A 25,044-nucleotide genomic window follows, 5' to 3' on the forward strand; every position below is an offset into this window, starting at 1 on the left:
GATCGTTGTCACACGTCACGGCGTGCGAGTAGCACGCCACCGGCACACAGCAAACCTGCGGCAAGGCCCAGGAGCGGCAGTGGCATGAGTGCGGCCACACCCGTGTACGGGCGGACCAGCATGGCCGCGGAGGTGAACGGCATGAGCTTCGGGCTGAGACCCGCGAGCATGCCGCCCACCTCGGCCACGGTGGGAATCCCAATGGCGGCGACCATGGCGACGGTGGCATTGCGGGTCACCGCGGCGATGCCGAGACCGACCAGGGCGGCCAGGGTCGTGTACAGCGTGACAGCGCCGAGAACCTGTGCGATGCGCCAGGTTTCGGCGGGGATCCCGCCGCGCAGGCCCTGGATCGCCAGGGTGAGCCCCACCATGGCGACGCCGCTCACCGCCGCCAGCGCGCCGCTGGTCAGCGCCTTGGCCGCCAGCACCCGGCCGGGGCGGCGCAGGGTGAGCATGGTGGTGGTGATGGTGCCGTAGCGGTATTCGTGGCCGAAGGCGTTCACCGCGACGGCCGTGGTGCACAGCGTCACCAGCACCAGCGGCAGCCCGGAGAAGCAGGCGACGAAGGCCTCGCGCGGGGTCATATCGTCCTTGCCGGAGACGCCGAAGGCGATCAGGCCTTGCAGCGCCAGCCCGGTCAGCAGCAGCACCCAGGTGGAGCGCACGGTGGCCAGGCGCGTGAGTTCGTAGCGAATCGCGTTGTACATGAGGGGAATTCCTTCTCGTGGCATCCGGATCAGGCGGCGACGTGCCCGCGGTACTGCGCCGCGCCCGCGGTGGCGCGGAAGAACGCCTCCTCGAGGCTGGTCTGCTGCTGGGACAGTTCGGTGACGAGCAGTCCGGCCCGCATGGCGATGGCGGCCACGGCCTCGCGGTCGGTCCCGGTGACGACGACCGCGCCACCGGGCTCGATGTGCACCTGGAAGCCATTGCGGGACAAGGCGTCCGCCAGGTCGCGGGGACGGTCGACGCGGGCGATGATGCGGGCGGCGGAATTGCGGTCGACGAATTCGCGCACCGATTCCGCCGCGATCAGCCGCCCGCCGCCGATCACGATCAGCGAATCCGCCAGGTGCGCCATCTCATTGAGCAGATGGGAGGACACGAGAATGGTGCGGCCCTGCTGCGCCAGCTGCTTGAGCAGATCGCGCAGCCAGCGCACGCCCTCGGGATCCAGGCCATTGGCGGGCTCGTCGAGAATGAGGGTCGCGGGATCGCCGAGCAGCGCGACGGCCAGGCCCAGGCGCTGCTGCATGCCGAGGCTGAAACCGCCCGCGGCCTTGTCCGCGGCGCTGGTCAGCCCGACGATGTCGAGGACCTCGTCGACGCGGCGGCGGTCGATGCCCGCCCCGGCGGCGACCATGCGCAGGTGGCCGCGGGCGGTGCGCTTGGGGTGCACGGCCCGCGCGTCGAGCATGACCCCGACCGCGCGCAGGGGGTCGGCCAGCTCGGCATAGGTCCGGTCCTCGAACCGGGTCCGCCCGCCGCCGTGGTCCAGGCCGAGCATGAGCCGCATGGTGGTGGACTTGCCCGCGCCATTGGGGCCGAGGAAGCCGGTGACCACGCCGGGTCGCACGGTGAAGGACAGGTTGTCGACGGCGGTCACATCGCCGTAGCGCTTGCTCAAGCCCTGGGCCTGGATCATGGTCGTACACCTCGTTCTCGGCGGCGCCGCGGGTGCGGCGCTCGGGTCGGGAACGAATCTGCCGGATCCGGCCGGGCGATCCATCTGCCTACGGCACACGACCGGCTAACACTTTCGGCTTAGACCCGCTGCGCGATCGGCCGATGTACCTCCGGATTCTCCCCGGCATTCTCAATGCCATGACCAGTCCGCCGACGGCCACAGCAATCACCTCGCGCCCGCTCGAACCGACTCGCCACACCAGGTACGTCACTCTGGATGTGCTGCGGGCGGCGGCCCTGTTCGGCGTGTTCATCGTCAATATCGGCCTCCTCACCTTCACCATCGACGGACCGGTCAGCACGGCCGTCGTGAATGCGGAAAATCTGCTGCTGCACGACAAGTCGCGCACGCTGCTCTCGCTGCTGTTCGGCGCGAGCGCGGCGCTCATGTGGGCGCGGGGCGCGACCCGGGCGCTGCTGTGGCGGCGGTATGCGGTGCTGTTCGCCGTGTTCGGCGTGGTCAACCTGCTGTTCTTCCCGGCCGACATCCTCACCCACTACGCGCTGATCGGCGCCCTGTTCGCGGCCGCGCTGCCGTGGCTCATGAGCGGCTCACGGGCGCGGCCGCTGTGGGTGGCGGCCGGATTCGCCGGGCTCGAGATCCTCACCCGCACCATTGCCCCGCCCGCCCTGGAATTCGGCGGCTCGCTACTCACGGATGCCTCGGGCATATGGACCGCCCGCGCGGTCATCGCCGCGAATCAGCTGTGGACCGGCCTCGTCCTGCAAGGGCCGTGGACCGCCGCCGCCTTCGCCCTGGGCATCTGGCTCACCCGCCGCATGCTCCACACCGGTTCCGCCGCAATGGGTTCCACCTCCCAGCGCCGTTCCCTGCTGCTGGCGGGCGGCGGCATCGCCGTGGCGGCGCTGGGCCATATCGCCCAGTCCCGGCTGACCTTCACCGGCAACGAGGCGGCCACCGGCATGCCGCCGGTGTTCACCGCCGCCTGGCTGGCGGCCGGATTCGGCGGCGCCCTGGCCTACGTCGGCCTGATCTCCCTGCTGATCGAGCGCAATGGCGCCGCCGCCCGCCTGCTCACCCGGCTGGCGCCCCTGGGCCGTCTCACCCTGACCGCCTACCTCACCAGCACCTTCGTCTTCGTCCTGATCCTCTACACCGGCCCCGCCGACGGCCTGCCGCTGGCCGGCGGCCTGGCCCTGATGACCGCGCTCTGGATCGCCTTCGCCGTCCTCGCCCCGATCTGGTTCCGCTCGCATCGGTACGGCCCCGCCGAATGGCTGTGGCGCAAGCTGTCGGCCGGCCGGAATCCGGACGAATCACACCGATCCGGTCGATCGGTGGCCGAATGATCGGGCGAAGATCAAGATGAGTGTGTGGCAGGACAATTCGTTCCGGTGCCGGGGTGGTTCTCCCGGAACAACCAGGACTGCGGGATCGCGGTGGGGGATATCGACGGGGACGGGGGGCTGGATGTCGTCGTGCTGATGATCGATGATCCGCCGGAGCAGAATGGCGGGTTCTATCGCGTGGGGAAGGGGCTGGCGGGGGACGGCACCGTGCAGGAGTGGGGACCCTGGCTCACGGTGCCGGATTGGTGGGGGTGGGAGAACCAAGGGGGCGGGATCGCGCTCGCGGATCTGAGCGGGAACGGGCAACTGGATCTGGTGGTGTTCCTGGTCGACAATCCGGCGGGGCAGAACCAGGGGTATTACCGGGTGGGACGGGATCTGGCCGGGGATGGCACGGTCACCGGCGGCTGGACGGCGTGGCTCCCGGTACCCGACTGGTTCGGATGGGAGAACCAGGGGGCGGATATCTGCCTCACGCGGATCGACGGACGGGACACGCTCGTCGTGCTCACCGTCGACAATCCCCCGGGGCAGAACTCGGGCCGGTTCCGGCTGGCCAAGGGGCTCACCGCCGACGGGGCGGTGGCGGAATGGACTCCGTGGCTGGCGATTCCGCAGTGGTACGGGTGGGAGAACCAAGGGGCGGGGATCACCGTCGCCGATCTCGACGGGGACGGGCGGCCGGAGTTGATCGTGTTCGGGGTCGACAATCCCGCGGGCGGGAATGCGGGGGTGTACACGGTCGGGTGGGGGCTCGATGGCAGCGGGCACGCCGTGGACGGGTGGAGCCGGTGGACCGTGCTGGCGGACTGGGGATTCCAGGAGAATCAAGGGGCGGCCGTCGCGGTGCTGCCGACCGGTGCACCGATGCCCGAGCTGGTGGTGTGCACCATCGATCACCAGGTGGGCGGCAATGCCGGATACCTGCGGGCGCTCACGCTGGAAACCGATCTGGATCAGGCCGACACCGAAGGACTGTGGCGGGTACTGGATTTCGGGACCGAGATCAATCCGGTGCACGCCGCCCTGCTGCACACCGGGGATGTGCTGTTCTTCGCGGGCTCCGGCAACGATGTGGACCGCCATCACGCGCACGACTTCCGCACCCGCGTCTGGCATTACCCGCGCCCTGGACTGGACGCGCCCGCCACGCCCATCGACCTGTTCTGCGTCGGGCAGGCCTTCCTGCCGGACGGGCGGCTGCTCGCCGCCGGTGGAACCGAACGCTACGACCCCTTCTACGGACTGCCCGACGCGCTGATCTTCGATCCGGCGGACCTCACCTGGAAAGCCGTGCCGGACATGGCCTTCGGGCGCTGGTATCCCTCGCTGGTGAGCCTGCCGAGCGGTGACGTCGTCGCGGTGTCCGGGCTGGGCGCGGACAACTTCCTCTCCAACACCCCGGAGCTGTTCGACGCCGCCACCGAAACCTGGTCGCCGCTGCCGGTGCCGGGGCCGCTACCCATGTACGCCCACCTGTTCCTGCTCGCCGACGGCCGGATCTTCTACGCCGGCGGCCAATACGGCGGCAACAATGGCGTGCGGCCGTCGATCTGGGATCCGGCCACCGGCGCGCGCACCGAGGTGCCGGGGTTGACCGATCCCGGATCGCGCAATCAGGCCGCCAGCGTGCTGCTGCCGCCGGCCCAGGACCAGCGGGTCCTGATCCTGGGCGGCGGCGGCTTCGATATGCACTCCCCCGCACCGGCGCTGGCGGACACCAAGATCGTGGATCTGTCCGCGCCCGCGCCCGCCTATGCGCCCGGACCGCCGCTGCATCACGCGCGCATGCACGTGAGCGCGGTCATCCTCCCGGACCGGACGGTGCTGGCCACCGGCGGCTCCGGTATGGAGGAGATGGCGCATGCCGCGCCGCCGCACGCCGAGATCTTCCATCCGGCCATGAACCACTGGATGCACACCGCGCCGCAGCGGATTCCGCGGCTCTATCATTCCGTCGCGCTGCTCACCCCGGATGGGAAGGTGATCACGGCCGGCTCGAATCCGGTCCGCAAGACCGAAGAGCTCCAGATCGAGATGTACTGGCCGCCCTACCTTTTCCAGGGTCCCCGCCCGGAGTTCACGCTGGTCTCCGATTCCGCGACCTACGGTGCGGCGGTCACCGCCTCCAGCACGGCCGCGCTGCGGGAGGTCAGCTTGGTCTACCCGAGCGCCTGCACGCATTCCTGCGATACCACGCAGCGCCTCGTCGACGTCGAATTCAGTGCGGTCGATGGCACGGTCACGCTGACCATGCCCGACAACCCGGCGCTGGCTCCGCCGGGCTGGTACCTGGTCTTCGCCGTCGACAATGTCGGGGTACCGTCCATCGGGCGGTGGCTGCACCTCACCTGACTCAGCTGCTGGACGCCCCGGTGAAGGGGATCGCCGGACGCGCGGACCGGCGGCGGGTGGGGTACTGCCACAGGCCCTTTCGCTCCAGAATGGGCAGCCCGCCCTCGCCGAACCAGTACGCCTCCTCGAGGTGCGGGTAGCTGGAGAGCATGAAGCGGCCGATGCCCGCGGTCTGAACCCGGTGGCGGTCTTGACCATGATCCGCCGTTAACTGCGGGTTCACGGTCGTCTCGTAGGGTGCGGCCATGCGCGTACAACCGGTGTCGACGGTCGATGAACTCATGGCTCTGCTGGCCGACTGCGAGGACGCCTGGGATATGCCCGACCGCAGCGGGGATCCGGTCGACATCCTCGACCACGACCGCCAGTGCGCCGAACTGCTTCATCGGGATTTCCCCGGCGATGCCGAACTCCAGGTGGCGGGCCTGGTCCACGACATCGGGCACGTGCTGATTCCCGGCGACGACGCCGGTCACGCCCGCCACGGCGCGGACGCGGTGCGTGCGCTGCTCGGCGCGCGGGTGGCCCGCCTGGTGGAACTGCACGTGACCGCGAAACGCTATCTCGCCGCCACGGATTCAGTGCACGCCGACGCCCTCTCGGATTCCAGCAAACGCACGCTCGTGGCGCAGGGCGGCCCGATGACGGCCGATGAGATCGCCGAATTCGAGGCCGATCCGGACTTCCGCGCCGCCATCGCCCTCCGTCGCGCCGACGACGCGGGCAAGGTGGTCGGCCTGGAGGTTCACCCGCTGTCGTGGTGGCGTCCCGTCGTCACGCGAGTGGCGGACGGGTACCGGCCGGGCAACTGACGCGCGGTTGTTCACAGCCGTTCACCTGCATTGTTGCCCGCTCGCGAGCCGTGGCGGCACGGACCGCGCCCGGGCATAGAATCCGTCTATGACGTTGTCGCCTCGGGTGCCCGATCTGGCCGCCCTGGATCTGCTGCTCTCGGTGATCGAACTGGGCAGTCTGGGGCGGGCGGCCAAGGCGCATGCGATCAGTCAGCCTTCGGCCAGTTCGCGGATCCGGTATCTGGAGCAACTGGTCGGCGTCCCGGTGCTGGAACGCACCACCCTGGGCTCGCGGCCGACGGCGGCGGGGGCATTGATCGCGGAGTGGGCGCGCGATGTGGTGGATGCCGCGGCGCGGCTCGACGCCGGGATCGACACCCTGCGGGCGCAGCGGGACTCGCGGCTGCGGGTGGCCGCCAGCCAGACGATTGCGGAGTATTTGTTCCCGAAATGGCTGATGGGTTTGCGGGCGCGGGTGCCCGATACCTCGATCTCGCTGGAATCCGGGAACTCGGCCGAGGTCGCGCGGGCCGTGCTGGACGGCCGCGCCGCCATCGGATTCGTGGAGAGCCCGCAGGTGCCGCGTGATCTGGAGAGCCATATCGTGGCCCGGGACCGGCTGGTCGTGGTGGTGTCCCCGGAGCACCGGTGGGCGCGGCGGCCGGAGATCAGCGCCGCCGAACTGGCGCAGACACCGCTCATCTGCCGGGAATCCGGCTCGGGCACCCGAATCTCCTTCGAACGGGCCATGACTCGCGACCTGCCGGATTGGCGGCCGAATGTGGTGCTGGAACTGTCCTCGACCACCGCCATCAAGACCGCTGTCGCCAACGGCATCGGCCCGGCGGTGCTCAGTTCGCTCGCGGTCGCCACCGAACTCGGCGAGGGATTGCTGGTGTCGCCGCATGTAACGGGGCTTGATCTGGACCGCGCGCTGCGCGCGGTATGGCCGAAGGGACAGCGACCGACCGGTCCCGCCCGCGACCTGTACGCTATCGCCCGACGTCCGCTGTGACCACCATCTCTCCTTGAAGGCTCAACTGCGCCAACGGCTCCCGCGTGAGCGGCTCGAGGGGTTATGGTCCAGACATGGTGCGAACCGCCTTCGCCGCCGTCGATTCGGATGACCCCGAGCATGCGAATCGAGCACCGCGGCCCCATTTGGAAGTCGTTCCCGGGGTGAGCGAGGCAGATGCTCCGCTCGATCCCGGACCGCCGCCGTCATTCGGCGAGAATCCGCTGGCTGAGGCCGATATCGAACGGCTTCCCTCCTCCGCCCGGCATCGGATAGCGGCCTTCATCCACTTGCAGCTGGCCGCCCTGGAGGAGATGCCCGAGCCGCTGCCGGACTGGAAGCCCAGCACCGGCGAACTCTGATCCCCAACCGTAGTGCCCCGGTTGTGCAGACAGCCAGTGGCACAGGTCTTTTCCCGGCATTTTGCCGGATGGACGGGCTTCGAGGTGGCCTGGCAGGGTGCTTGTCACGGCATCACCCGCATTCCTCGGAGCATTATGAATACTGCTAGTCCCGGTCGTGGCGCGGCACTGTTGTTCGCGCTGATCGCTTGCGGGAGCCAGCTCTCGGCAACCGCTCAGGCCCAGCCGGATTCGACCACCTGGTATGTGAGGGCCGCGGCGCCCGCCGGTGGGACCGGGAGCGCCGAATCACCCTTCGATTCCCTGGCCCGGGTGCAGGCCGCAGCCCGCGAGGGCGACACCATCATCGTGCAGCCGGTCGGACCGGAGGTGCCCGCCCTGGATGGCGGCATCGCCCTCAAACCCGGGCAGCGCCTGCTCGGCGGGGGTCCCGCGGTGATCGGCGCGCCCGCCGGATCCGCGCTGCCGCGCATCACCAACACCACGGGCGAGCACGACGGCGATGCGGTCCGCCTGGCGAGCGGCGCCGAGGTCGGCAACCTGGTCATTGCCGGAGCGCGGCGCGGCGGCATCTACGGCCGCGATGCCGCCGATGTGGTGATCAGCGGAAACGATGTCTCCCAGACGAATCAGCAGTGCGCGGACGGTTTCATGATCGGCCCGTTCACGCTGCCGCCCACCCTGGCGGTCGGCGCCTCCGCGCCGCCCCTGCCGAATTTCATCACGCTCAACAACGGGTGGGCGGCCATCATGACCGACTACACGACGGCCGCCGCGACCGTGCGGATCGAGGGCAATGACGTCCACGACACCGCCTGCGGCGACGGCATCGACCTGCGCGCGCACGGCGCCAGCCGGGTCACCGCCGAGCTCACCGGCAATGCGACGCGCACTATCAATCTGGGGCTGGCGAAGCTGTCGGTGCTGGCCGTGGGGCTGCAGGCCGGTGACTCCGCCCAGCTCACCGCCACTCTGACCGGCAACTCGCAGACCGAGATCGCGCCGCTGTCGACCTCGGTGCTCAACAAGGTGGCCGACAGCGAGGGCATTTTCGTCAATGCCCTCGGGCAGGCGCGCATGGACGTCACCATCGACGACAATGTCTTCCGCAACGGCTACGGGAACTTCTCGGCCAATGGCCTGGAGTACGTCTCCACCAACGGCACCCCGGACAGCCGGGTCACGGTGACCGACAGCAGCTTCGACACCGTCGAAGGCGACATCATCGAGAACTACAACCTCAGCACCGAAGGGGCGCGGCAGTCGCTGACGCTGACCAATGTGCGCGCGCACCACTCCGAATTCCCGGCGGGCGCGCTGCTCAATCCGGTGGTGCCCGCCAACCTCGGCACCTGCGTGGTGACCACCAATATGGGTCGCTCCGGCCGCACCGAATTGCGCATCGCCGATTCCGAATTCGGCCAGTGCAGCGCCGACGGCATCGGGCTCATCGCCTACACGCCCAGCGGCGCCGGGCCGTCCACCGCGGCGCTGACCTTCGACATCCGGGACACCGCGATCGACGGCACCGCCGCCAACGGCATCAATATCGTGAATATCGGCGATACCGCCGTGCTGCGCGGGACGATCGAGCGCACCGCCGTCACCGCGGCCCGGCAGCGGCTCATCACCACCCGCAGCAGCGGCGGCACGATCGCCGACGCGGCACTGGAGTTCGGACCCGGAACCCTGGACGGCGCGGCCGTGAACTGCCTGGCGGACGCCCACGCCAAGACCGCTTTGTCCGGAATTCCGGTCGTCTGCCGATAGGCGAAATGGGCTGCGGGGACGCCCCGCAGCCCATCCCGGACGGCGAATCAGTTGGTCTGAATCCCGGTGGCGATCTTGACCACGACCTTGTCGGCCGTGACCTCCTGCACCGTCACATTCATCCCGTCGGCCGGCTGCGTCTCGCCGACCGGCACGCTGACCTCCTGCCCGGCCACCTTCAGCGTCACGGTATTGCCGTTCACGGCGACCAGTTGCGCCTCGATGCCGAGAATGCTGGCCTTGGCGTCCACGCCGCGGTCGAAGGTCACCGTGCAGCCGCTGACGGTGCACTCGGACTTGGAGCCCGGCCCCTCCGCGGAGCACGCGGCGACCCCGAGGGGCGCGAGCAGGGCGAACGATGAAATGGCGATGAGCCGTCGAAAACGCACGGCCCCAGTCTAGAGGCGAAAGCGGTCCGGCACCCTGAACAGCGCGGAGGTCAGGGCAGCGGCGGGACGTTCTGATTGAGGTGGAAGACATTGTCGGCATCCATCCGGCGCTTGAGCGCGACCAGGCGATCCCAGGCGGCGGGTCCGTACGCCTGCCGGACGCGGTCGAGCCCCTCGTCGGCCTCGTCGTTCAGCTGATTGACATACGCGCCGCCGGCCGACCACGGCAGCATGGACCGCCAGCCCGCCCGCGCCCAGTCCCGGTGCGCCGCACCGGCCTCGGCCGGATCGGGCCAGACCGCCGCCAGGGTCAGCAAAGAGGCGGCCTTCCGGAAGCGGAAGGCGGTGTCCCCGGCCGGCACTCGCTCGATGGCGCCGCCCATGATGCGCAGCAGCACGTGTGACAGCGGGGTGGTCGACTCCTCGGCGACGGCGACCAGGCGGTCGATGCCGGAGTCGTCGAGCGGGGTGAGGAATTCCGAGCGCATGTAGTACGACAGGCCGGCCGGTGCGGCCTCGTCGACCATGGACTGCACGACCGTGTAGGGCATCATGCTGGTCAGATCGGCTGTAGGGGAGGCGAATTCGCGTAGCGGGCGAATCAGCTCCGCACCCGCGCCCGGATCGCCGAGGTAGGCCGAGGTGAGCACCACCGCGGGGCGGCCCCGCAGGGTCTCCGGCACCCAGGGCGCGGGCGGCGCGGTAATGAGCGAAGCGCTGAGCCCCAGCTCATCCGGTGCGGTGGCGGCCAGGTCCAGCAGCACCCGCAGTCCCTCGCGCGCGTGCGCCAGCGGATGCAGCAGGGCGCTGGCGAACATCGGGACCGGAATGGCGCCGAGGCGCAGGGTGAACGAGGTGACGATGCCGAAATTTCCGCCGCCGCCGCGCAGCCCCCACATCAGTTCCGGATCGGATTCCGCCGTCACCGTGCGGATCTCGCCGTCGGCCGTGACCAGCTCCGCGCCCAGCAGATTGTCACAGGTCAGCCCGTAGGCGCGCGAGAGCCAGCCCACGCCGCCGCCCAGGGTCAGGCCCGCCACCCCGGTGTGCGAGATCTCCCCGCCCGGTGTCGCGAGACCGTATTCCTGTGTGGCGGTGTCCAATTCGCGCCACAGCACGCCCGGTTCCACCTGGGCGACCCGGGCCGCCGGATCCACGCGGATGCCCTTCATCGGGCTCAGATCGATCATCAGCCCGCCCTCGCACACCGAGAACCCGGGCACGCTGTGCCCGCCGCCGCGCACCGCGATGGGCAGTGCGTGGCGCACCCCGAACCGCACCGCCGCCGCCACCTCCGCGGCACTGTGGCACTGGGCGATGAAGGCCGGCTGCCGGTCGATCGCCCCGTTCCATACTCGCCGCGCGCGTTCATAACCAGGATCGCCCGGCCGGAGCAGAACCCCGGTGAATCCGGTCAGCTGAGCTGCAGAGATATTCATGAATCCAGTGCAGCGCCCGCGGCCCGCGCCCGGCCATCCCCACTTCCAGGGGTTCCCGCACCCCCGGCCCGCCCATACGCTGAGTCCATGGACGATGTCCTGCGCAGATTGAGCGCCGGGGTGGACCGAGCGTGCCGTGGCGGGGTCGGCATGGTCGGAGCCACGAACGCCGTGCTCGGGACCGGGATCGACGCTTCCGGGAACGGCGCCGGTGCGGGCGAGGGCACGGCCCGTGCCGATACGGCCGGGACCCGCACGAGCGCGGTCGCGGCGGAACCGGGTGCGGTGCGCATCGGGCGCGCGGTCGCGGCGGCGGTGCGCGAAGCCGTGCCGTTCGACTCGTGGTGCGTGATCACCGTCGATCCGGCGACCCTGCTGCCCACCGGCGGCTTCCACCGCGAGGGCATTCCAGAAGCGTTCGCACCGCGGCTGGTGGAGATCGAGGCGCGCGGCGACGACCTGTGCGCCCTCCCGGCCATGGCCCGCGCCGCCACCCGCACCGCCGCGCTGAGCCTGGTCACCGACGGGCGCTTCGAGCGCAGCCAGCGCTTCAACGAGGTCTTCGTCCCGGTGGGCCTGCGCGATGAGATGCGGGTGCTGTTCACCTCGAAAACCGATGTGTGGGGTGCGCTGATCATGTTGCGCAATACCGACAGCCCGGATTTCACCCGCGCCGACGCCGCCCTGGTGGGCCGCGCGACCGGCGATGTCGGCGCGGTCCTGCGCCATCAGCTGGTGCTCGCCGAGATCGCCGCCGACCAGCACTGCGACGGTCCGGGCCTGATCCTGCTCGACGAGCGGTACCGGGAGATCGGCACCACCGCCGCGGCCCGCCGCTGGCTCGGCGAAATCGACGACGACACAGCGACATTCAGCGGCGTGCCGTACTGCGTCCTGCACCTGGCCCGGCAGGCGGGAGCGGGTCCGCGCCGCAGTCGTATCCGCACCCGCACCGGCCGCTGGCTCACCCTGCACGCGGAAGCCCTCGACGGCGGCCGGGTATCGGTCATCGTGGAACCGACCCGCCCCCAGGACATCGCCCAGCTGGTCGCCGACGCCTACCAGCTCACCGCCCGCGAACGCCATATCGTGCGACTGCTCAGCAGCGGCCACTCCCGCGCCGAGATCGCCAAACTCCTGGGCCTGTCGGCGCATACGGTCAACGACCACGTCAAGAGCGTGTTCGGCAAGGTCGGCGTGCGCAGCCGGGCGGAGCTCACCGCCAAACTCTTCTTCGACCAGTACGTTCCGCGCATGGAATCCGGAACACCGGCCGGCGCCTCCGGCTGGTTCCTCCGCTAGGACCCGATGGCCTTGGCGAGCAAGGGGAACAGCAGTACGGTGGTCGCTCCGGCGGCCACCAGGGTCGAGGCCAGGGATTGGCTCATCAGGCCATCGCCGGTGGCTACCTGGGTGATGGCCACGATGATCGGCAGCCCGGTCGCCGCGTACAACGCCAGCTGCGCCCGTTCGCGGCTCTCGGTCAGGTTCGCGCCGTGCGGGACGAAGCGCTCGCTGAACCACACCGGCAGCCCGCGCGCCAGCGCGATGGCGAGCACGAAGAGCACCCAGGTCAGCGGCCGCCGCGCCACCGCCGCCGGATCGATGCCCATGCCCGAGACCACGAAGAAGATGGGGATCAGCACCCCGAATCCGATTGTCTCCAGGGATTCCTCGATCTCCGGCAGCTCCTCGCTGACCAGGCTGCGCAGGATCAGGCCCGCCGCGAAGGCGCCCAGCACCACATCGAGACTGAAAACGTCCGCGACCGTCATCAGCACCAGCAGCAACAGGAAAACCACCCGTACCGGCAATTGCGTTGTGCCGCCGCCGAGTTGACCGAGCAGCCGCGGCAGCCCGGGCGCGCGGTCGAGCAGATGCCGCGGCACCAGCGCGATGAATCCGGCGGCGACCGCGAACAGCGCCAGCACCACGATGGCCGCGCCGGGACTGCGACTGGTCAGCAGCACCGACATGGCCACGATGGGCGCGAGCTCGCCGACCGCCCCGTGCGCGAGCACCGCCCGGCCCAGCGGTTTGTCCAGCACCCCATCCTGTTTCACGATCGGCAGCAGCGTGCCCAGCGCCGTCGAGGTCAGTGCGATGGCCACCGCGATCTGCGTGGTGAATCCGGCGTCCCGCGCGGCGAGGTGCACCATGCCCAGGGCCAGGGCGAGGCAGACCAGCCAGGTCGCCCACGCCACCCGCCCGGGTTTGGCGCGCAGCAGGCGCGGATCCAGTTCGTATCCGGCCAGCAGGAACAGCATTCCGAGCCCGAGCTCGCTGAGCAGGTCGACGCCGCCGCCGGATCCGGCCCAGTCCAGCACGTACGGCCCGAGCACCATGCCCGCCACCAGCAGGATGACCACATCCGGTACGAATCCGCGCAGCAATCGCACAGCGAGGGGGGACAGCGCAGCGACCGCCGCGATCCAGAACAGCGACACGATCGGCGACGGATCGGATCCGGTCGCCTCTCCAGCCGCCGTGATCAGGGTTTCCGCAGCCAGAGTCACGTCGCCATGGTGGCACGCCCCGGCCACCGGACCGGGCTGTGACACGGTGCTGTGACGCAGTAGCCAACCGGTAGCGCCCTGTGAGGCGTATGCAGGAGTGATGGGCAGCCATACGAAACGCCTGGGCCGCCACCCGAAGCGCACGCCGTTCTACGGGGTGATCATGATGCTGGCGGCCATGCTCACCGGACTCTGGGTGCGTGACTGGCCGAGCCCGGTCGCGCGGGTCATCGCCTTCATCGTGCTGTTCGTGATCGCCGCGGCCGGCTTCCTCATGACCTTCCGCGACAACTCGTGACGACGCTGCGCCGCCCACCCCGCAAGGTCACCAACAGTAATCGGGGTCAAGGGGCGGAGCCCCTTGTGGAGGTGCGGGGGCTAGCCCCTGGGGGTGCGGGGTGTCCCCGCCGGGGGGCGTGGGGGTGCCCCCCACAAATCAGGCACAGTAAAAGCAGATGCCGTTGGCCGGCAGTTGGGTGAAGCAGTCGGCGCACACCGGTGCGCGCTCGGGCTCCGGCTTGGGTTCGGGCGTCGCGGCGTTCATGGTGCCGCGGCGCTTGGCGGCGACCTTGGGGGTGAGCGGCGGAATGCCGCCGTCGGCGGGCACCGCCGCGCCGTAATGCTGGTAGCACTGCCAGCGCGCGTAGGCGGCGTGCAGTTCCAGATCGTCGGGGATGGGGAGCCCGGCGAGTTCGAGCACGTACTTGTAGGCGTCGCCAATGGTGTGGTTCTGGCGAACGCACAGCGCGGTCAGCGGCGGCTCACCCGCGCTGTGGCAGCGGCGCGCGACCTTGCGCAGGATGGCGTCCATCCAGGTGCGCGTGGGCGCCTGGGTGTGCACGCCGGAGGATTCCTGCACCCGCTCGGCCAGTTCGTTGACGGTGACGAAATGTCCGTACCCGGTGGCTGTTTCGGCCAGTTCGGCATGTGCCGCCAGGGCCCATGCCACCGTTGCCTCGCGGAACGGCACCGCCGTGCCGTCGGCCGCTCGCCATGCTCCTGCCGTTGTAGGTGCGGAATCCCTCATCACGCGTATAAGTTATCGCGTAACCGGCCGCCGAGGCCAATGCGCAGAACGCATATCGAGTGTTGTTGCGCCACAATATGTTCTCTGCCCGGCGTGGCGCTTGCGTGTCGAATTGGACACGGTGGCATATCGCACACCGATTGTGGGAGTAACGTTGGTCTCGGTTACCTCTCCGCTATCGATAATCGATATGACCGGCATTTCCGAACCCTGGATGGGAGGCGCGCGATGAGCGCAAACACGGTGTGGCTCGGCAGCCCGAGCGACAGGCCATCGAACTGCGTGGCGGGCGCGCGAATTCACGTGACCCTACCCGCCGGATCGAGTGCGATCGCCGTTCTTCAGCGCGGGGTGTCGCCCGAGGGCGCCGCCACCGTATCGGAAACGGGCGGCGTCTCGGCCGGATAGTCGGGCCGCCAGGCCTCCGTGACCCCGGGCACGCCGTCCTGCACCACATAGCCCGCGCGGGTGGCGATCGGCGCGCCGGGCCGGTGCACGAAGGGCAGCACGCGGAAATCGCTGTGCAGCACCCCGTGATCCACCTCGACCCGCACATAGCCGCGCTGCGCGTTGAAGAACTTCATATCCGGATTGGCCGCGAGCAGATTGCGCCCGGTCTCGTTCATATCCGCGCCGTCGCCGCCGCTGGTGATGGAGGTGCCGGTGAATTCCACGCCCACCACCGGTGAGCGCAGATCGTCGAACTCGCGCCGCAGCTCGGCGGCGTAGTTGTGATGGCGGTCGCCGGTGAGCACCACGAGATTGCGCGCCCCGCGTTCGGCGGCCGAGCCCAGAATGGCATTGCGGTCGGCGACATAGCCGTCCCAGGCGTCGGTGCCCAGCAATACCTCCTCGCCCGGGTCGTAATCCGAGCGCGCCATGGCCACCTGATTTCCCAGGATCTGCCAGCGCGCGGGCGAGTCGGCGAACCCGTCGAGCAACCACTCCCGCTGCCGTGCGCCCAGCAGCGTGCGATCCCCGTCGAAGCGGGCATCGCAATCGGAGGTGAGGCTGCCGTCCCCGCACGCCTGCCGGGTGCGGTACTGCCGGGTGTCGAGCATGGTGATCTCGGCCAGATCGCCGAACCGATACCGCCGGTGCAGCAACATGTTCGGCCCGGACGGCATTTGCGCCAGCCGCAGCGGCTGATGCTCGTACATGGCCTGGAAGGCCGCCGCCCGCCGTCGCCGGAACAGCGCGGGCACCCGGTAGATATCGATTCCGATGCCGCCCTTGTCCCCGGCCCAGTTGTTGTCGACCTCGTGATCGTCCATGGTCACCAGCCACGGGAAGGCGGCGTGCGCGGCCCGCAGCGGCGCATCGGATTTCGCCTGCGCGTAGCGCAACCGGTAGCCGCGCAGATCCACGGCCTCACCGGGCAGATCCGGTACGTTCAACCCCTGCCGGCCCTGCCGCCAGGAGCGCTCGTAGATGTAGTCGCCCAGATGCACCACCAGATCGAGGTCTTCGCGGCTCATGTGCTCGTAGGCGGTGAAATAGCCGGAACTCCACGACTGACAGGACGCGAAGGCGAACCGCAGGCGCGCGGTGGCCCGGGCGACCGGGGGAGCGGTGCGGGTGCGGCCGATCGGCGAGATGGCCGAGCCCGCCCGGAATCGATAGAAATACCAGCGATCCGGATCCAGGCCGTTGACCTCCGGATGCACGCTGTGACCCAGCTCCCGGGTGGCGACCGCACTGCCGCGCGCCACGATCCGGCTGAAGCCCTCGTCGTGCGCGACCTCGTAGTCGACGGTGACCGGCGCGTTCGTCATACCGCCGTGCCCGTCCGGCGCGAGCGGATCCGGTGCGAGCCTGGTCCACAGCACCACGCCGTCCGGCGTCGGATCACCCGAGGCCACGCCCAGTGTGAACGGATCATCGCCCGGGAATCTCGGTGCCGGAAATCTGATGCTGCTGGCTGCCGAGGCGCCGACCAGCACCGCGGCCGATCCGGCCGCGCCGAAGCGCAACAACTGGCGCCGTGACAACTCCATAAGCCACGGTACTCGAGCGGATCGAAGGTCCCTGTGAACGGTGGTTTGTTTGCCGGGAAATTTCCGATGACGGCTCGGGTCCGCCGAGCTCAACGGCCAGAACAGCGAGCACTTCTTCAACTACCGCATCGCCGACCTCTACAGCGATGAGGAGGCCTTCGCCTCGATCGAGGGGCATCGCCTGACCGAGGCCGCCCTGCAGAAGCGCGACGGGGACGCCGCCGAACGGGCCGCGCGCGATCACATCATGGACGCGCTCGCGGTCACCCTGCGCATCTCGGGTCACGCCCTGGTCCTGGTCGCCGGCCGGGTGGCGCGGGCGGGCGCCGCGCGCGCCATTGCCCCCGACCCTGCCATCGGAGACCTGTATCTCGGAGCGGGGGAGGTCCGGACGCCTGCGTAGAACCGCCTCGGGTGCCATGATGAATCGAGTGTCCACGGGGAGGACACGCTCGAATCGTCCAGGGGGGAAATATGAATACACCCGGGTTTGCCGTCAATCGCGCCGCCTGTTCGCGGCCACCGTTGCTGTCGGGAGGATTGCCGCTCATCGGGCATGTTCGTGAGCTGGCCGCCTATCCGGAAGGCTTGGTGCGGCGTGGCCATGGGGAACAGGGGATGATCTTCCGGATCGCACTGCCCGGAACCGCGGACTCGGTGGTGGTGCTCGGGAAAGCCAACTGCGAGAGGTTCTTTCACGATGAGAATCTCTCCACGCAGGCCGCGTATCCGTTCTTCCGCACCATGTTCGCGCCGGACTTCTTCAGTCTGGCGAGCCCGGCGGAGTACCGCGAGCAGAAGAACATCATCCTGCCGCGTTTCACCGGGCGGCAGCACGAGATCTATGCCGCGGTGATGGACGCGCAGGCGCGGGCGTTCCGCGAGCGGCTCGGTGCGCGGGGCGAATTCGAACTCGCCGAGGAACTCGGTGTGCTGGTCATGAATATCGCGGCGCAGTCCTTTCTCGGGGATCGGTTCACCGCCGAAATGCGCGACGACGTCTTCGGCAGATTCCGCTGGTTCTCCAAGCAGATGACCTTCGCGCCGCGATTCGTGCCCACCGTCGGCCGGGTTTTCGGAGCCCGCGCCGGGGCCGGCCTGAAGGCGGATCTCACCGCGATGCTGGCGCGCCGCCGCACCCGGCCGCTGGACGAGGCCGATTTCCTGCAAACCCTGTCCACCGCCGCCTATTCCGATGGTTCGGCCGTTCCCGACGCCGTGCTGGTCAATCTGGTATTGCTGCTGCTGTGGGCGGGGCACGAATCCACGACGGGGCATTTGTCGTGGGCCGTGATCGAATTGCTGCGGCATCCGGAGCTGCTCGCCCGCGCTCGCGCCGAGGCCGACGAACTCGGGGACGGGCCGCTGGATCTGGAGGCCGTCAAGCGGTTGCGCTTCATCGACGCCTGTATTCACGAATCCGAGCGGATGTATCCGATCGCGCCGGTGCTCATGCGCAAGGCCGTCGCCGAGGTCGAGATCGACGGTTACATCCTGCGCCCGGGCACCCAGGTATTCACCTCGCCCCTGGTGAATCACCTACTGCCCGAAGAACATGCCGATCCGGGCGTCTTCCGCCCCGAACGCTATCTCGGCCCGGACGCCAAATACGAACGCGCGAAACTCATGGGCTTCGGCGGCGGCGTCCACACATGCCTGGGCACGAGATTCGCGAAACTCGAGATGACGATCATCCTCGCGCACCTGTTGCGGCACTACGATCTCGAGCTCACCACCGGCGATCCGAAACCGGATATCGGCAACAAGTCCCGGTGGCCCGCGCGTCCCTGCCGCGTCGCCTATCGGGTGCGCGCCGCGGACTGATCCGCGAGCGCTGCGGCGTAGACCGCCAGGATTCCGGTGAGATGCCGGCAACAGTCACCTCTACCGGTGCGAATTGCAGCTTAGAACCCGTGGCGCAGACATCGTCTTCGAGGTCACCAACAGCTTCTACAAGGAGGAGGACCCGTGTGCGGTTGCCACCCGCGTCGCAACCGGGCTCGAGTCATACCTGCCCCCCGCTTCATAGGTAATGTGCGCTCCCAGCGCTGTTCCATCCTATCTCTGCTGCACGCTCGGACCGGCAGTCCACAGCCCAGGTCAACGCGCTGCAATGCCGAATGGCGTGCTTGTCCGACTGAGCGGAGTTCGGCGGGAATCGGGCAGCGCTAGAGGAGTTCGGTAGCGCGGGGTATACCGGCCTGATTCCCTACGCAAGGTTGCAAGCCACACCGTCAGATTGAGCCGGGCTGCACAGCGAAGCGACGATCGCAGAAGCCGTGCGCGGCGCGATGATTGCCCAGTACCGGCCGGCTGCAGCGTAGGAGTCAGGCCTCCAACACCAGGAACAGGAAGGCCAGGAACCTCGGGTCCTCGCGGTCCTGGAAGAACTCGGGGAACCGCTCGACCGCTTCCGGGGCGGGCGCCGGCTCCTCGACGTGGGTGACACGGAATCCACTGTCGAAGAATGTCTGGAACATCGTCGACAAGGACCGATCCCAGAATGTGAGGTCTGCGGTCTGCCCTGCCATATCGGTCACCTTGCGTTGGCGCGTGGCGAAGTAGTTCGTGGTCTCGCCGGCCTGGAGCTGCGTGAACCACATGACCAGCGGGTGCTCCACCGAGAGGATCAGGCGGCCTCCCGGCTTGAGCACGCGGCGCATCTCCGCCAGCGGGGAATGCCAGTCCTCGAGGTAGTGCAGCGCGAGGGAGCAGACAACGTCGTCGAATGTGTTGTCGCCGAACGGAAGAGGGGCAGCGAGGTCCCCGACGTGTAGCTCTGCGGCACCCCCGACTCTGTCTGCGGCGATGTCGATCAGGGCTTGGCTGCCGTCGATTCCGACCGCGGTCGCTCCGCCTTCGATGAGGTCGACGAGCGTGGGACCCGAGCCGCATCCGGCGTCGAGCACGTGCTTACCCGTCACGTCGCCGAGCAGGTTCCGGATCGCGGGCCGGTTGTAGTACTCGTTGAGGAGGCTCGTCGCGTTCTCCTCGGCGTAGGCCTTGGCGATCGGGTCGTACGCGGCCGCGCCGACGGCGTCGGTTCGCTGCGTTGTTGTCCCCACGTGCCCGACGCTAACACGGCCGTAGCGGCTGTGCCTGAACGCTCCCTGTCCACGTTCGGAATTCGAGTTCCTTTGCGCGCCAGACCATCACCGCCCACTCGGCACTACGACGGCCCAGCTCGAACATCCGCGCACGCCAAGCCAATCGGCCCAGGTGCCATACTCGCGGGTTTCGTCGACCAGAGTCTCGCCGACGTCGAACACCACGGCACTAATCACGGCTCTCAACCCTACTGTGAGATGGTCTGTGAACCGATCTCCAGACGATGGAATCGAGAACGGGTCAGCGCTGGGTAGCTCGTTCGACAGCGCGCTGAACGAGGGGATCCGCTTGCGCCTGCGACACCGGTTCATCGAGCGCGCCCAACTGGACGGTAACGACTCTGTTCCCGACTCGGGCGGTGATCGTGTCGACGTAGGAAATCTTCTTCACGCCACCGACTTTCGAATAGCCCTGCGCCCGGACCGCGACGCTACCCTCCCCATAGCTGGGGTAATCGAGCAGCTCGACCTGCTCGAAAACGAACACTGAACCACCCGTGCCGTCACCAGTATCCCCGGCCGTCGACGCCACCATGCACCGCGGCATATCAGGATGACGCGGCAACTCGATCTCCGCGGCCGCCGCCTCGCCAGAAGCCATGACATCGATCTCCGACGACACCACCACACGCGGTCGGCCCGGAGATTCGAAACTGGCCGACTTCGCCCACGGCCCGCTACGGCCGACGGCAGAAGCGTCGACACCCAGGCAGGTCAACAGCCCGCTCGTCCACGGATGTTCCTCCTGATCGGGTCGCGATATCCCCGAATCACCGGGCCGCTTCTCCCGATAACCCGACGGCACATCGGCGAGCACGAACACAGCCGCTTGGGCCGCCTGGCGGTCAGCTTCCGCACCGGTCGGCGCGACCGGCGTCGACGGATCCGACGAACACCCGGCCAGCACCAGTGAGGCGGCAACGACGAGCGCGGCCCGCGTCCCATCTCCCATCAGGAGCGGTTGGACGAACCCGCGATACCCGAGACGAACAACCCCGCCCCGGCCAAACCGACGACCACCCCGACGCCCAGCAACCAGCTCGAGGCCGCCGACGCATCCGACGCGCGATCGTCATAGCTCTGCGCCCCGGACTTTGATGACAGGCAGGTGTCGGACCTGCTCATGGACTGCCCGTCGCACTGCGGATTCTCCGCGTCGTTGCCAGCCACAAAGCTGAAACCGATCAGCGCCAGCGCGACCACCACCAGAACGCCGCCGAAGAACTTCCGCACCACAGCGGTGTCCTGCTGTGTATTCGTCATCGATTTGTCCCACCCCGACTAACGAGCGCCAGTCAATCGCGCTCTCTACCAAACAACCTCGGGGATTATATTCTGCACACACCCCCGACCCGCCACCGAACTCCCCGCGTCCATCCCGCAGCCGTCTCCAGCGGCCAGGCCCTCATGCCGAAATACCTCGAGCTGCCGCGACAACGAGCCCTCCCGCACATAGCGCAGCTCCCGCAGACTCGCCACCTAGTCAACATGCGTATTCGAGCCCTTTCCATGAGCTGGGTTCAACTCACTTCGGAAGTGGGTGCGGCAGTGTTACTTTGACCGCCACCAGTCCGATTCCGCCCGATCGCTGGCGGGGTCGGCGCAGCCGCAGAACGTCCACAGGTGGCAGCCGCCTGTCGCTTGGCCACATCCGAGCCTAGGTGTGAAGGGCGGGTCGACCGGGCATAGACGCTATCGGCGCAAGGTCGTCGATGGGAGGCACCGGGATGAGTTTCTCGGGGACGATGGGCGGACCATCTTCGCGAACGGATCGGTCTCGATGACGTCTTCGGCCAGCAGGTAGCGGCAGAACTGTCGGAGGAGCGAGTCGAGATCTAGCTCCATCCCGACATACTACGCGGGAAAATCCCTTGCTGTTTGAGCGTTGTAGGGGCTGGGTATAGGTGTAACTGCCAGCATTGTCGCTGGTCAGCTACACGAAGCGCCCCCGGCAGGAATCGAACCTGCGACCTAGGGATTAGAAGGCCCTTGCTCTATCCAACTGAGCTACGGAGGCAGTGCGGGGCATCGGCGTTGATGCGGGCACCAAACACCTTGACCGAAATCGGTCTTGGTGTCCAGCGCGTTAAGTATAGCGAGCGTCCAGATCGGGAATGGGTGGTCGCCTAGCAACTGTTCGGCGCGTCGGGGCGGTTGTGCAGACCGGGGGACGGGAAACCCCAGGGGAGTCGGGACGGGTAGTCCGAACTACCCTGGGCGTATGTCGTCACCGCAGGACCCGCCCGCAGCAGCCGACGTTCGAGCTACCCGGTCGGGTTCGGGGGGGACGTTCGCGGCGATCGCCGCCGTGGGCGGAGCGGTGGCCGCTATGACTGCGGCGCTGGTGGTGGCGTTGTCGGCGGCGCAGGCACTGACGCTGCTGGGGATTCCGGATCCGGGGGCCCTCACCACGTACGGGCTGCCGGCGGTGCGGGCGCTCGCTGATCTTTCGGCCGCGGTGGTGGTGGGCTCGCTGCTGTTCGCGGCGTTCTTCGTGCCGCCGCAGGCCACCGGGGTGCTCGACGCCGGAGGGTACCGGGCGCTGCGACGCGCCGGGAACGCGGCGGTGGTGTGGGCGGCGTCGGCGGCATTGCTGGTGCCGTTGACATTGTCGGACACCACCGGGCAACCGGTGCTGGACAATCTGCGGCCGGAAGCGGTGTGGCGCGCGGCGAATCAGGTCGACGTGGCCTCGTCGTGGCGGCTGACCGTGTTCTTCGTGCTGGCGCTCGCCGTCGGGTGCCGGGTGGCTTTGCGGTGGGGATGGACTCCGGTACTGCTGTGGGGGTCGATCATCTGCCTGATGCCGGTGGCGCTGACCGGGCATTCGTCCTCGGGCGGCGCGCACGATCTGGCGACCAACAGCTTGATCCTGCATCTGGTGGCCGCGTGTTTCTGGGTGGGCGGGCTGTTCGCGGTGCTGGCCTACGCGCTGCGGGACGGCAAGTACACCGCGCTGGCGACGCGGCGGCTCTCGCTCATCGCGACCATCTCGTTCGTGGTGATCGCGGCCAGCGGCGTGATCAACTCCTGGGTGCGGCTGCCGCAGTTCGGCGATCTGTTCAGTACTACTTACGGGCAGTTGATCCTGGCCAAGACCGCGGCCCTGCTGGTGCTCGGGCTGATCGGCTATCTGCAGCGGCAGCGGGCGCTGCCGGATCTGGAGAAGGATCCGAGCGACCGCGCCGCATTGATCCGGTTCGCGGGCGTGGAGGCGCTGGTCTTCGCGGCCACCGTCGGCCTGGCGGTCGGTCTCGGCCGCACCCCGCCGCCGCCCCTGCTCGAGGTGCCCACACCCGCGGAGGTGGAGATCGGCTACAACCTGGCCGGTCCGCCGACCGTCGCGCGCATCATGTTCGACTGGCGCTTCGATCTGATCTACGGAACGCTCTCGATCGTGCTGGCCGTTCTCTACCTGCGGGGCGTGGCGAGGCTGCGCACCCGCGGTGACGCCTGGCCGGTCGGGCGGACCATCGCGTGGCTGGCGGGTTGCGCCACGTTGCTGATCGCGACCAGCTCCGGCGTCGGCCGGTATGCCCCGGCCATGTTCAGCGTGCACATGGCCCAGCACATGCTGCTGTCGATGCTCGCGCCCATCCTGTTCGCCCTGGGCGGCCCGGTCCTGCTGGCGCTGCGGGCGATTCAACCGGCCGGTCGCGAACAGCCGCCGGGGCCGCGCGAATGGATCCTGGCCGCGGTGCACAATCCGGTCTCGCGCTTCCTGACCCAGCCCGTGGTGGCGTCGGTCTTCTTCGTGGGCGGGTTCTACGCGCTCTACCTGGGCGGCATCTTCGACAAGGTGCTCGACTCGCACGGCGCGCACCTGATCATGAACGCGCACTTCCTGCTCAGCGGCTACCTCTTCTACTGGGTGGTCATCGGCATCGACCCCAAGCCGCGGCAGGTGGAGCCGCTCACCAAGCTGGGCATGGTGTTCGGCTCGCTGCCCTTCCACGCCTTCTTCGGCATCGCGCTGATGAGCATGCAGACGGTCATGGGCGGCTGGTTCTATCGCAGTCTCGGACTGGGCTGGAACATCGACCTGTTCGACGACCAGAAGACCGGCGCCGGTCTCGCCTGGGCCAGCGGGGAGATCCCGCTCGTGGTGGTGATGCTCGCCCTGCTCATCCAGTGGTCGCGCAGCGACGACCGGATGGCCAAACGGCTCGACCGCCAAGCCGACCGTGACGACGACGCGGCGCTGGCCGCGCACAACGCCATGTTCGCCGAGCTCGCCCGGCGTGATCGAGAGGTACCCAAGTGAGTGATGTCGCCTTGACGCGGAAGGTCAAGCGGCTCTATCGATCCGACGTCCGGCGGGCACGGCGCCTGCTGCACGGGCACACCCGCAAGACACCGGTTTTCCACACCGATATCCAGGGACCGCGCGGTCCGGTCCCGGTCACGCTGAAGCTCGAGCATCTGCAGCACGGCGGCACGTTCAAGGTGCGCGGGTGCCTCAACGCGCTGCTGCAGGCCCGCGAGGACAACAGCAGCGTGGTGCTCGCCTCCGGGGGCAATGCCGGGATCGCCGCGGCCCTGGCCAGCGCCCTGCGCGGCAAGTCCTGCACCGTGGTGGTGCCGGAATCGGCCCCGCACACCAAGGTCGCCGCCATGTGGTCGCACGGCGCCGAAGTGCTGTGGCACGGAACCACTTACGCCGAGGCCCACCGCTACGCCCGGGAGCTGGCCGCGGAGCGCGGGGCCATGCAGCTGCACGCCTACGACCAGCCGGCCATCGTGGCCGGGGCGGGCGTGGTCGGGCTGGAGATCGAGGAGCAGGTGCGCGGCCGCCCGCCGGTGCTGGTGGCCGTCGGCGGCGGGGGTCTGGTGGCCGGCATCGCCATTGCGCTGGGCCTGCGCGGGCGGGTGATCGGCGTCGAACCCCAGGGCGCGCCGACCCTGCACGCCGCCCTCGCGGCGGGCCATCCGGTGGAGGTCGACGTGTCCAGCGTCGCCTCGGACGCCTTGGGCGCCAGCCGCATCGGCGATATCGCCATGGAGGTCGCCAAGCGTTATCAGGTGCGGTCCCTGCTGGTCAGCGATGACGACATCGTGATGGCGCGCGAATACCTGTGGCGCGAATTCCGCATCGTGGTCGAACCCGCCGGGGCGACCGCCGTGGCGGCCATCCAGAGCGGCGCGTACGTGCCCGCCGCCGGGGAGCGGCCGGTCATCGTGCTGTGCGGGGCCAATACGGATCTGGCGACGCTGTAACCGGATTCACGCCCGGATAACGCCACTGACGTGGCGGTTGTCCACATGGCGCGAGG

General features: G+C 68.8%; 22 protein-coding genes, 1 tRNA gene and 2 pseudogenes. 12 read left to right on the top strand and 13 right to left on the bottom strand.

What is annotated here, in order from left to right; genetic code table 11:
* Positions 1-8: 8 nt before the first annotated feature.
* Both ACYQ5L_RS08905 and ACYQ5L_RS08910 read right to left on the bottom strand, forming a co-directional pair.
* Positions 9-710, bottom strand: coding sequence for an ABC transporter permease (locus tag ACYQ5L_RS08905; RefSeq protein ID WP_459956917.1), 702 nt, complete (start codon positions 708-710; stop codon positions 9-11).
* A gap of 29 nt (positions 711-739) precedes the next feature.
* Complete coding sequence (locus ACYQ5L_RS08910; RefSeq protein ID WP_459956918.1) at positions 740-1,648, bottom strand: ABC transporter ATP-binding protein; 909 nt, start codon at positions 1,646-1,648, stop codon at positions 740-742.
* Between the two features lie 179 nt (positions 1,649-1,827).
* On the opposite strand from ACYQ5L_RS08910, the gene ACYQ5L_RS08915 reads away from it, so the two are divergent.
* Both ACYQ5L_RS08915 and ACYQ5L_RS08920 read left to right on the top strand, forming a co-directional pair.
* On the top strand, positions 1,828-3,000 hold the full coding sequence (locus ACYQ5L_RS08915) for a DUF418 domain-containing protein (RefSeq protein WP_459956919.1): 1,173 nt from the start codon (positions 1,828-1,830) through the stop codon (positions 2,998-3,000).
* Between the two features lie 24 nt (positions 3,001-3,024).
* Complete coding sequence (locus ACYQ5L_RS08920; protein ID WP_459956920.1) at positions 3,025-5,355, top strand: galactose oxidase-like domain-containing protein; 2,331 nt, start codon at positions 3,025-3,027, stop codon at positions 5,353-5,355.
* A 1-nt stretch (position 5,356) separates the two neighbouring features.
* On the opposite strand, the pseudogene ACYQ5L_RS08925 reads toward ACYQ5L_RS08920, so the two are convergent.
* A pseudogene (locus ACYQ5L_RS08925) lies at positions 5,357-5,521 on the bottom strand (LLM class flavin-dependent oxidoreductase); the annotation flags it as partial.
* Positions 5,522-5,600: 79 nt separating this feature from the next.
* On the opposite strand from ACYQ5L_RS08925, the gene ACYQ5L_RS08930 reads away from it, so the two are divergent.
* From ACYQ5L_RS08930 to ACYQ5L_RS08945, 4 genes are all read left to right on the top strand, one after another.
* Positions 5,601-6,167, top strand: coding sequence for an HD domain-containing protein (locus tag ACYQ5L_RS08930; protein WP_459956921.1), 567 nt, complete (start codon positions 5,601-5,603; stop codon positions 6,165-6,167).
* An 88-nt stretch (positions 6,168-6,255) separates the two neighbouring features.
* Complete coding sequence (locus tag ACYQ5L_RS08935) at positions 6,256-7,164, top strand: LysR family transcriptional regulator (RefSeq protein WP_459956922.1); 909 nt, start codon at positions 6,256-6,258, stop codon at positions 7,162-7,164.
* Positions 7,165-7,238: 74 nt separating this feature from the next.
* Complete coding sequence (locus ACYQ5L_RS08940; protein WP_379203493.1) at positions 7,239-7,526, top strand: hypothetical protein; 288 nt, start codon at positions 7,239-7,241, stop codon at positions 7,524-7,526.
* Positions 7,527-7,661: 135 nt separating this feature from the next.
* Positions 7,662-9,296 (top strand): right-handed parallel beta-helix repeat-containing protein, encoded by a 1,635-nt coding sequence (locus ACYQ5L_RS08945; protein ID WP_459956923.1) that lies wholly within the window; start codon positions 7,662-7,664, stop codon positions 9,294-9,296.
* A 47-nt stretch (positions 9,297-9,343) separates the two neighbouring features.
* Here the strand turns inward: ACYQ5L_RS08945 and ACYQ5L_RS08950 are convergent, their stop codons facing one another.
* Both ACYQ5L_RS08950 and ACYQ5L_RS08955 read right to left on the bottom strand, forming a co-directional pair.
* Positions 9,344-9,685, bottom strand: a complete 342-nt coding sequence (locus ACYQ5L_RS08950) for a hypothetical protein (RefSeq protein WP_379203497.1) — start codon at positions 9,683-9,685, stop codon at positions 9,344-9,346.
* Positions 9,686-9,735: 50 nt separating this feature from the next.
* A complete protein-coding gene (locus tag ACYQ5L_RS08955; protein WP_459956924.1) occupies positions 9,736-11,124 on the bottom strand; it encodes an FAD-binding oxidoreductase in 1,389 nt (462 codons plus the stop codon).
* An 87-nt stretch (positions 11,125-11,211) separates the two neighbouring features.
* On the opposite strand from ACYQ5L_RS08955, the gene ACYQ5L_RS08960 reads away from it, so the two are divergent.
* A complete protein-coding gene (locus ACYQ5L_RS08960; protein WP_459956925.1) occupies positions 11,212-12,426 on the top strand; it encodes a helix-turn-helix transcriptional regulator in 1,215 nt (404 codons plus the stop codon).
* Here ACYQ5L_RS08960 and ACYQ5L_RS08965 read toward each other — a convergent pair.
* Positions 12,423-13,640 (bottom strand): cation:proton antiporter, encoded by a 1,218-nt coding sequence (locus tag ACYQ5L_RS08965; RefSeq protein ID WP_459956926.1) that lies wholly within the window; start codon positions 13,638-13,640, stop codon positions 12,423-12,425. The genes ACYQ5L_RS08960 and ACYQ5L_RS08965 overlap by 4 nt on opposite strands.
* A gap of 100 nt (positions 13,641-13,740) precedes the next feature.
* Here ACYQ5L_RS08965 and ACYQ5L_RS08970 point away from each other — a divergent pair, with 100 nt between their 5' ends.
* Positions 13,741-13,938, top strand: coding sequence for a hypothetical protein (locus tag ACYQ5L_RS08970; protein ID WP_379203503.1), 198 nt, complete (start codon positions 13,741-13,743; stop codon positions 13,936-13,938).
* A 138-nt stretch (positions 13,939-14,076) separates the two neighbouring features.
* Here the strand turns inward: ACYQ5L_RS08970 and ACYQ5L_RS08975 are convergent, their stop codons facing one another.
* Both ACYQ5L_RS08975 and ACYQ5L_RS08980 read right to left on the bottom strand, forming a co-directional pair.
* Complete coding sequence (locus ACYQ5L_RS08975; RefSeq protein WP_459963364.1) at positions 14,077-14,667, bottom strand: hypothetical protein; 591 nt, start codon at positions 14,665-14,667, stop codon at positions 14,077-14,079.
* 341 nt (positions 14,668-15,008) lie between these two features.
* Complete coding sequence (locus ACYQ5L_RS08980; protein ID WP_459956927.1) at positions 15,009-16,664, bottom strand: alkaline phosphatase D family protein; 1,656 nt, start codon at positions 16,662-16,664, stop codon at positions 15,009-15,011.
* 247 nt (positions 16,665-16,911) lie between these two features.
* Between ACYQ5L_RS08980 and ACYQ5L_RS08985 the strand changes: the two genes are divergently transcribed.
* Together ACYQ5L_RS08985 and ACYQ5L_RS08990 are read left to right on the top strand one after the other, a co-directional pair.
* Positions 16,912-17,067, top strand: coding sequence for a hypothetical protein (locus ACYQ5L_RS08985; protein WP_459956928.1), 156 nt, complete (start codon positions 16,912-16,914; stop codon positions 17,065-17,067).
* Positions 17,068-17,138: 71 nt separating this feature from the next.
* The gene (locus tag ACYQ5L_RS08990; RefSeq protein WP_459956929.1) at positions 17,139-18,488 is read left to right on the top strand and encodes a cytochrome P450; all 1,350 of its coding nucleotides are present in this window, start codon (positions 17,139-17,141) and stop codon (positions 18,486-18,488) included.
* Positions 18,489-18,991: 503 nt separating this feature from the next.
* Here the strand turns inward: ACYQ5L_RS08990 and ACYQ5L_RS08995 are convergent.
* From ACYQ5L_RS08995 to ACYQ5L_RS09015, 5 genes and pseudogenes are all read right to left on the bottom strand, one after another.
* Entirely contained in the window at positions 18,992-19,729 is a 738-nt protein-coding gene (locus ACYQ5L_RS08995) for a class I SAM-dependent methyltransferase (protein ID WP_459956930.1), read from the bottom strand.
* Between the two features lie 132 nt (positions 19,730-19,861).
* Positions 19,862-19,948: pseudogene (locus ACYQ5L_RS09000) on the bottom strand (haloacid dehalogenase); the annotation flags it as partial.
* Between the two features lie 64 nt (positions 19,949-20,012).
* Positions 20,013-20,723, bottom strand: coding sequence for a hypothetical protein (locus ACYQ5L_RS09005; protein WP_459956931.1), 711 nt, complete (start codon positions 20,721-20,723; stop codon positions 20,013-20,015).
* Positions 20,723-21,034 carry a hypothetical protein gene (locus tag ACYQ5L_RS09010; RefSeq protein WP_459956932.1) on the bottom strand — a complete coding sequence of 104 codons (312 nt, stop codon included), beginning with the start codon at positions 21,032-21,034 and terminating at the stop codon, positions 20,723-20,725. Before ACYQ5L_RS09010 ends, ACYQ5L_RS09005 begins: the two co-directional genes overlap by 1 nt.
* A gap of 680 nt (positions 21,035-21,714) precedes the next feature.
* Positions 21,715-21,788: transfer RNA gene (locus tag ACYQ5L_RS09015), tRNA-Arg, on the bottom strand.
* A 204-nt stretch (positions 21,789-21,992) separates the two neighbouring features.
* Between ACYQ5L_RS09015 and ACYQ5L_RS09020 the strand changes: the two genes are divergently transcribed.
* Both ACYQ5L_RS09020 and ACYQ5L_RS09025 read left to right on the top strand, forming a co-directional pair.
* Positions 21,993-24,035 (top strand): bifunctional copper resistance protein CopD/cytochrome c oxidase assembly protein, encoded by a 2,043-nt coding sequence (locus tag ACYQ5L_RS09020; protein WP_459956933.1) that lies wholly within the window; start codon positions 21,993-21,995, stop codon positions 24,033-24,035.
* Positions 24,032-24,988: a threonine/serine dehydratase gene (locus tag ACYQ5L_RS09025; RefSeq protein ID WP_459956934.1), complete on the top strand. Its 957-nt coding sequence runs from the start codon at positions 24,032-24,034 to the stop codon at positions 24,986-24,988. The genes ACYQ5L_RS09020 and ACYQ5L_RS09025 overlap by 4 nt, the downstream gene beginning before the upstream one ends.
* Positions 24,989-25,044 lie beyond the last annotated feature (56 nt).

This window comes from Nocardia sp. IFM 10818, from assembly GCF_054655275.1.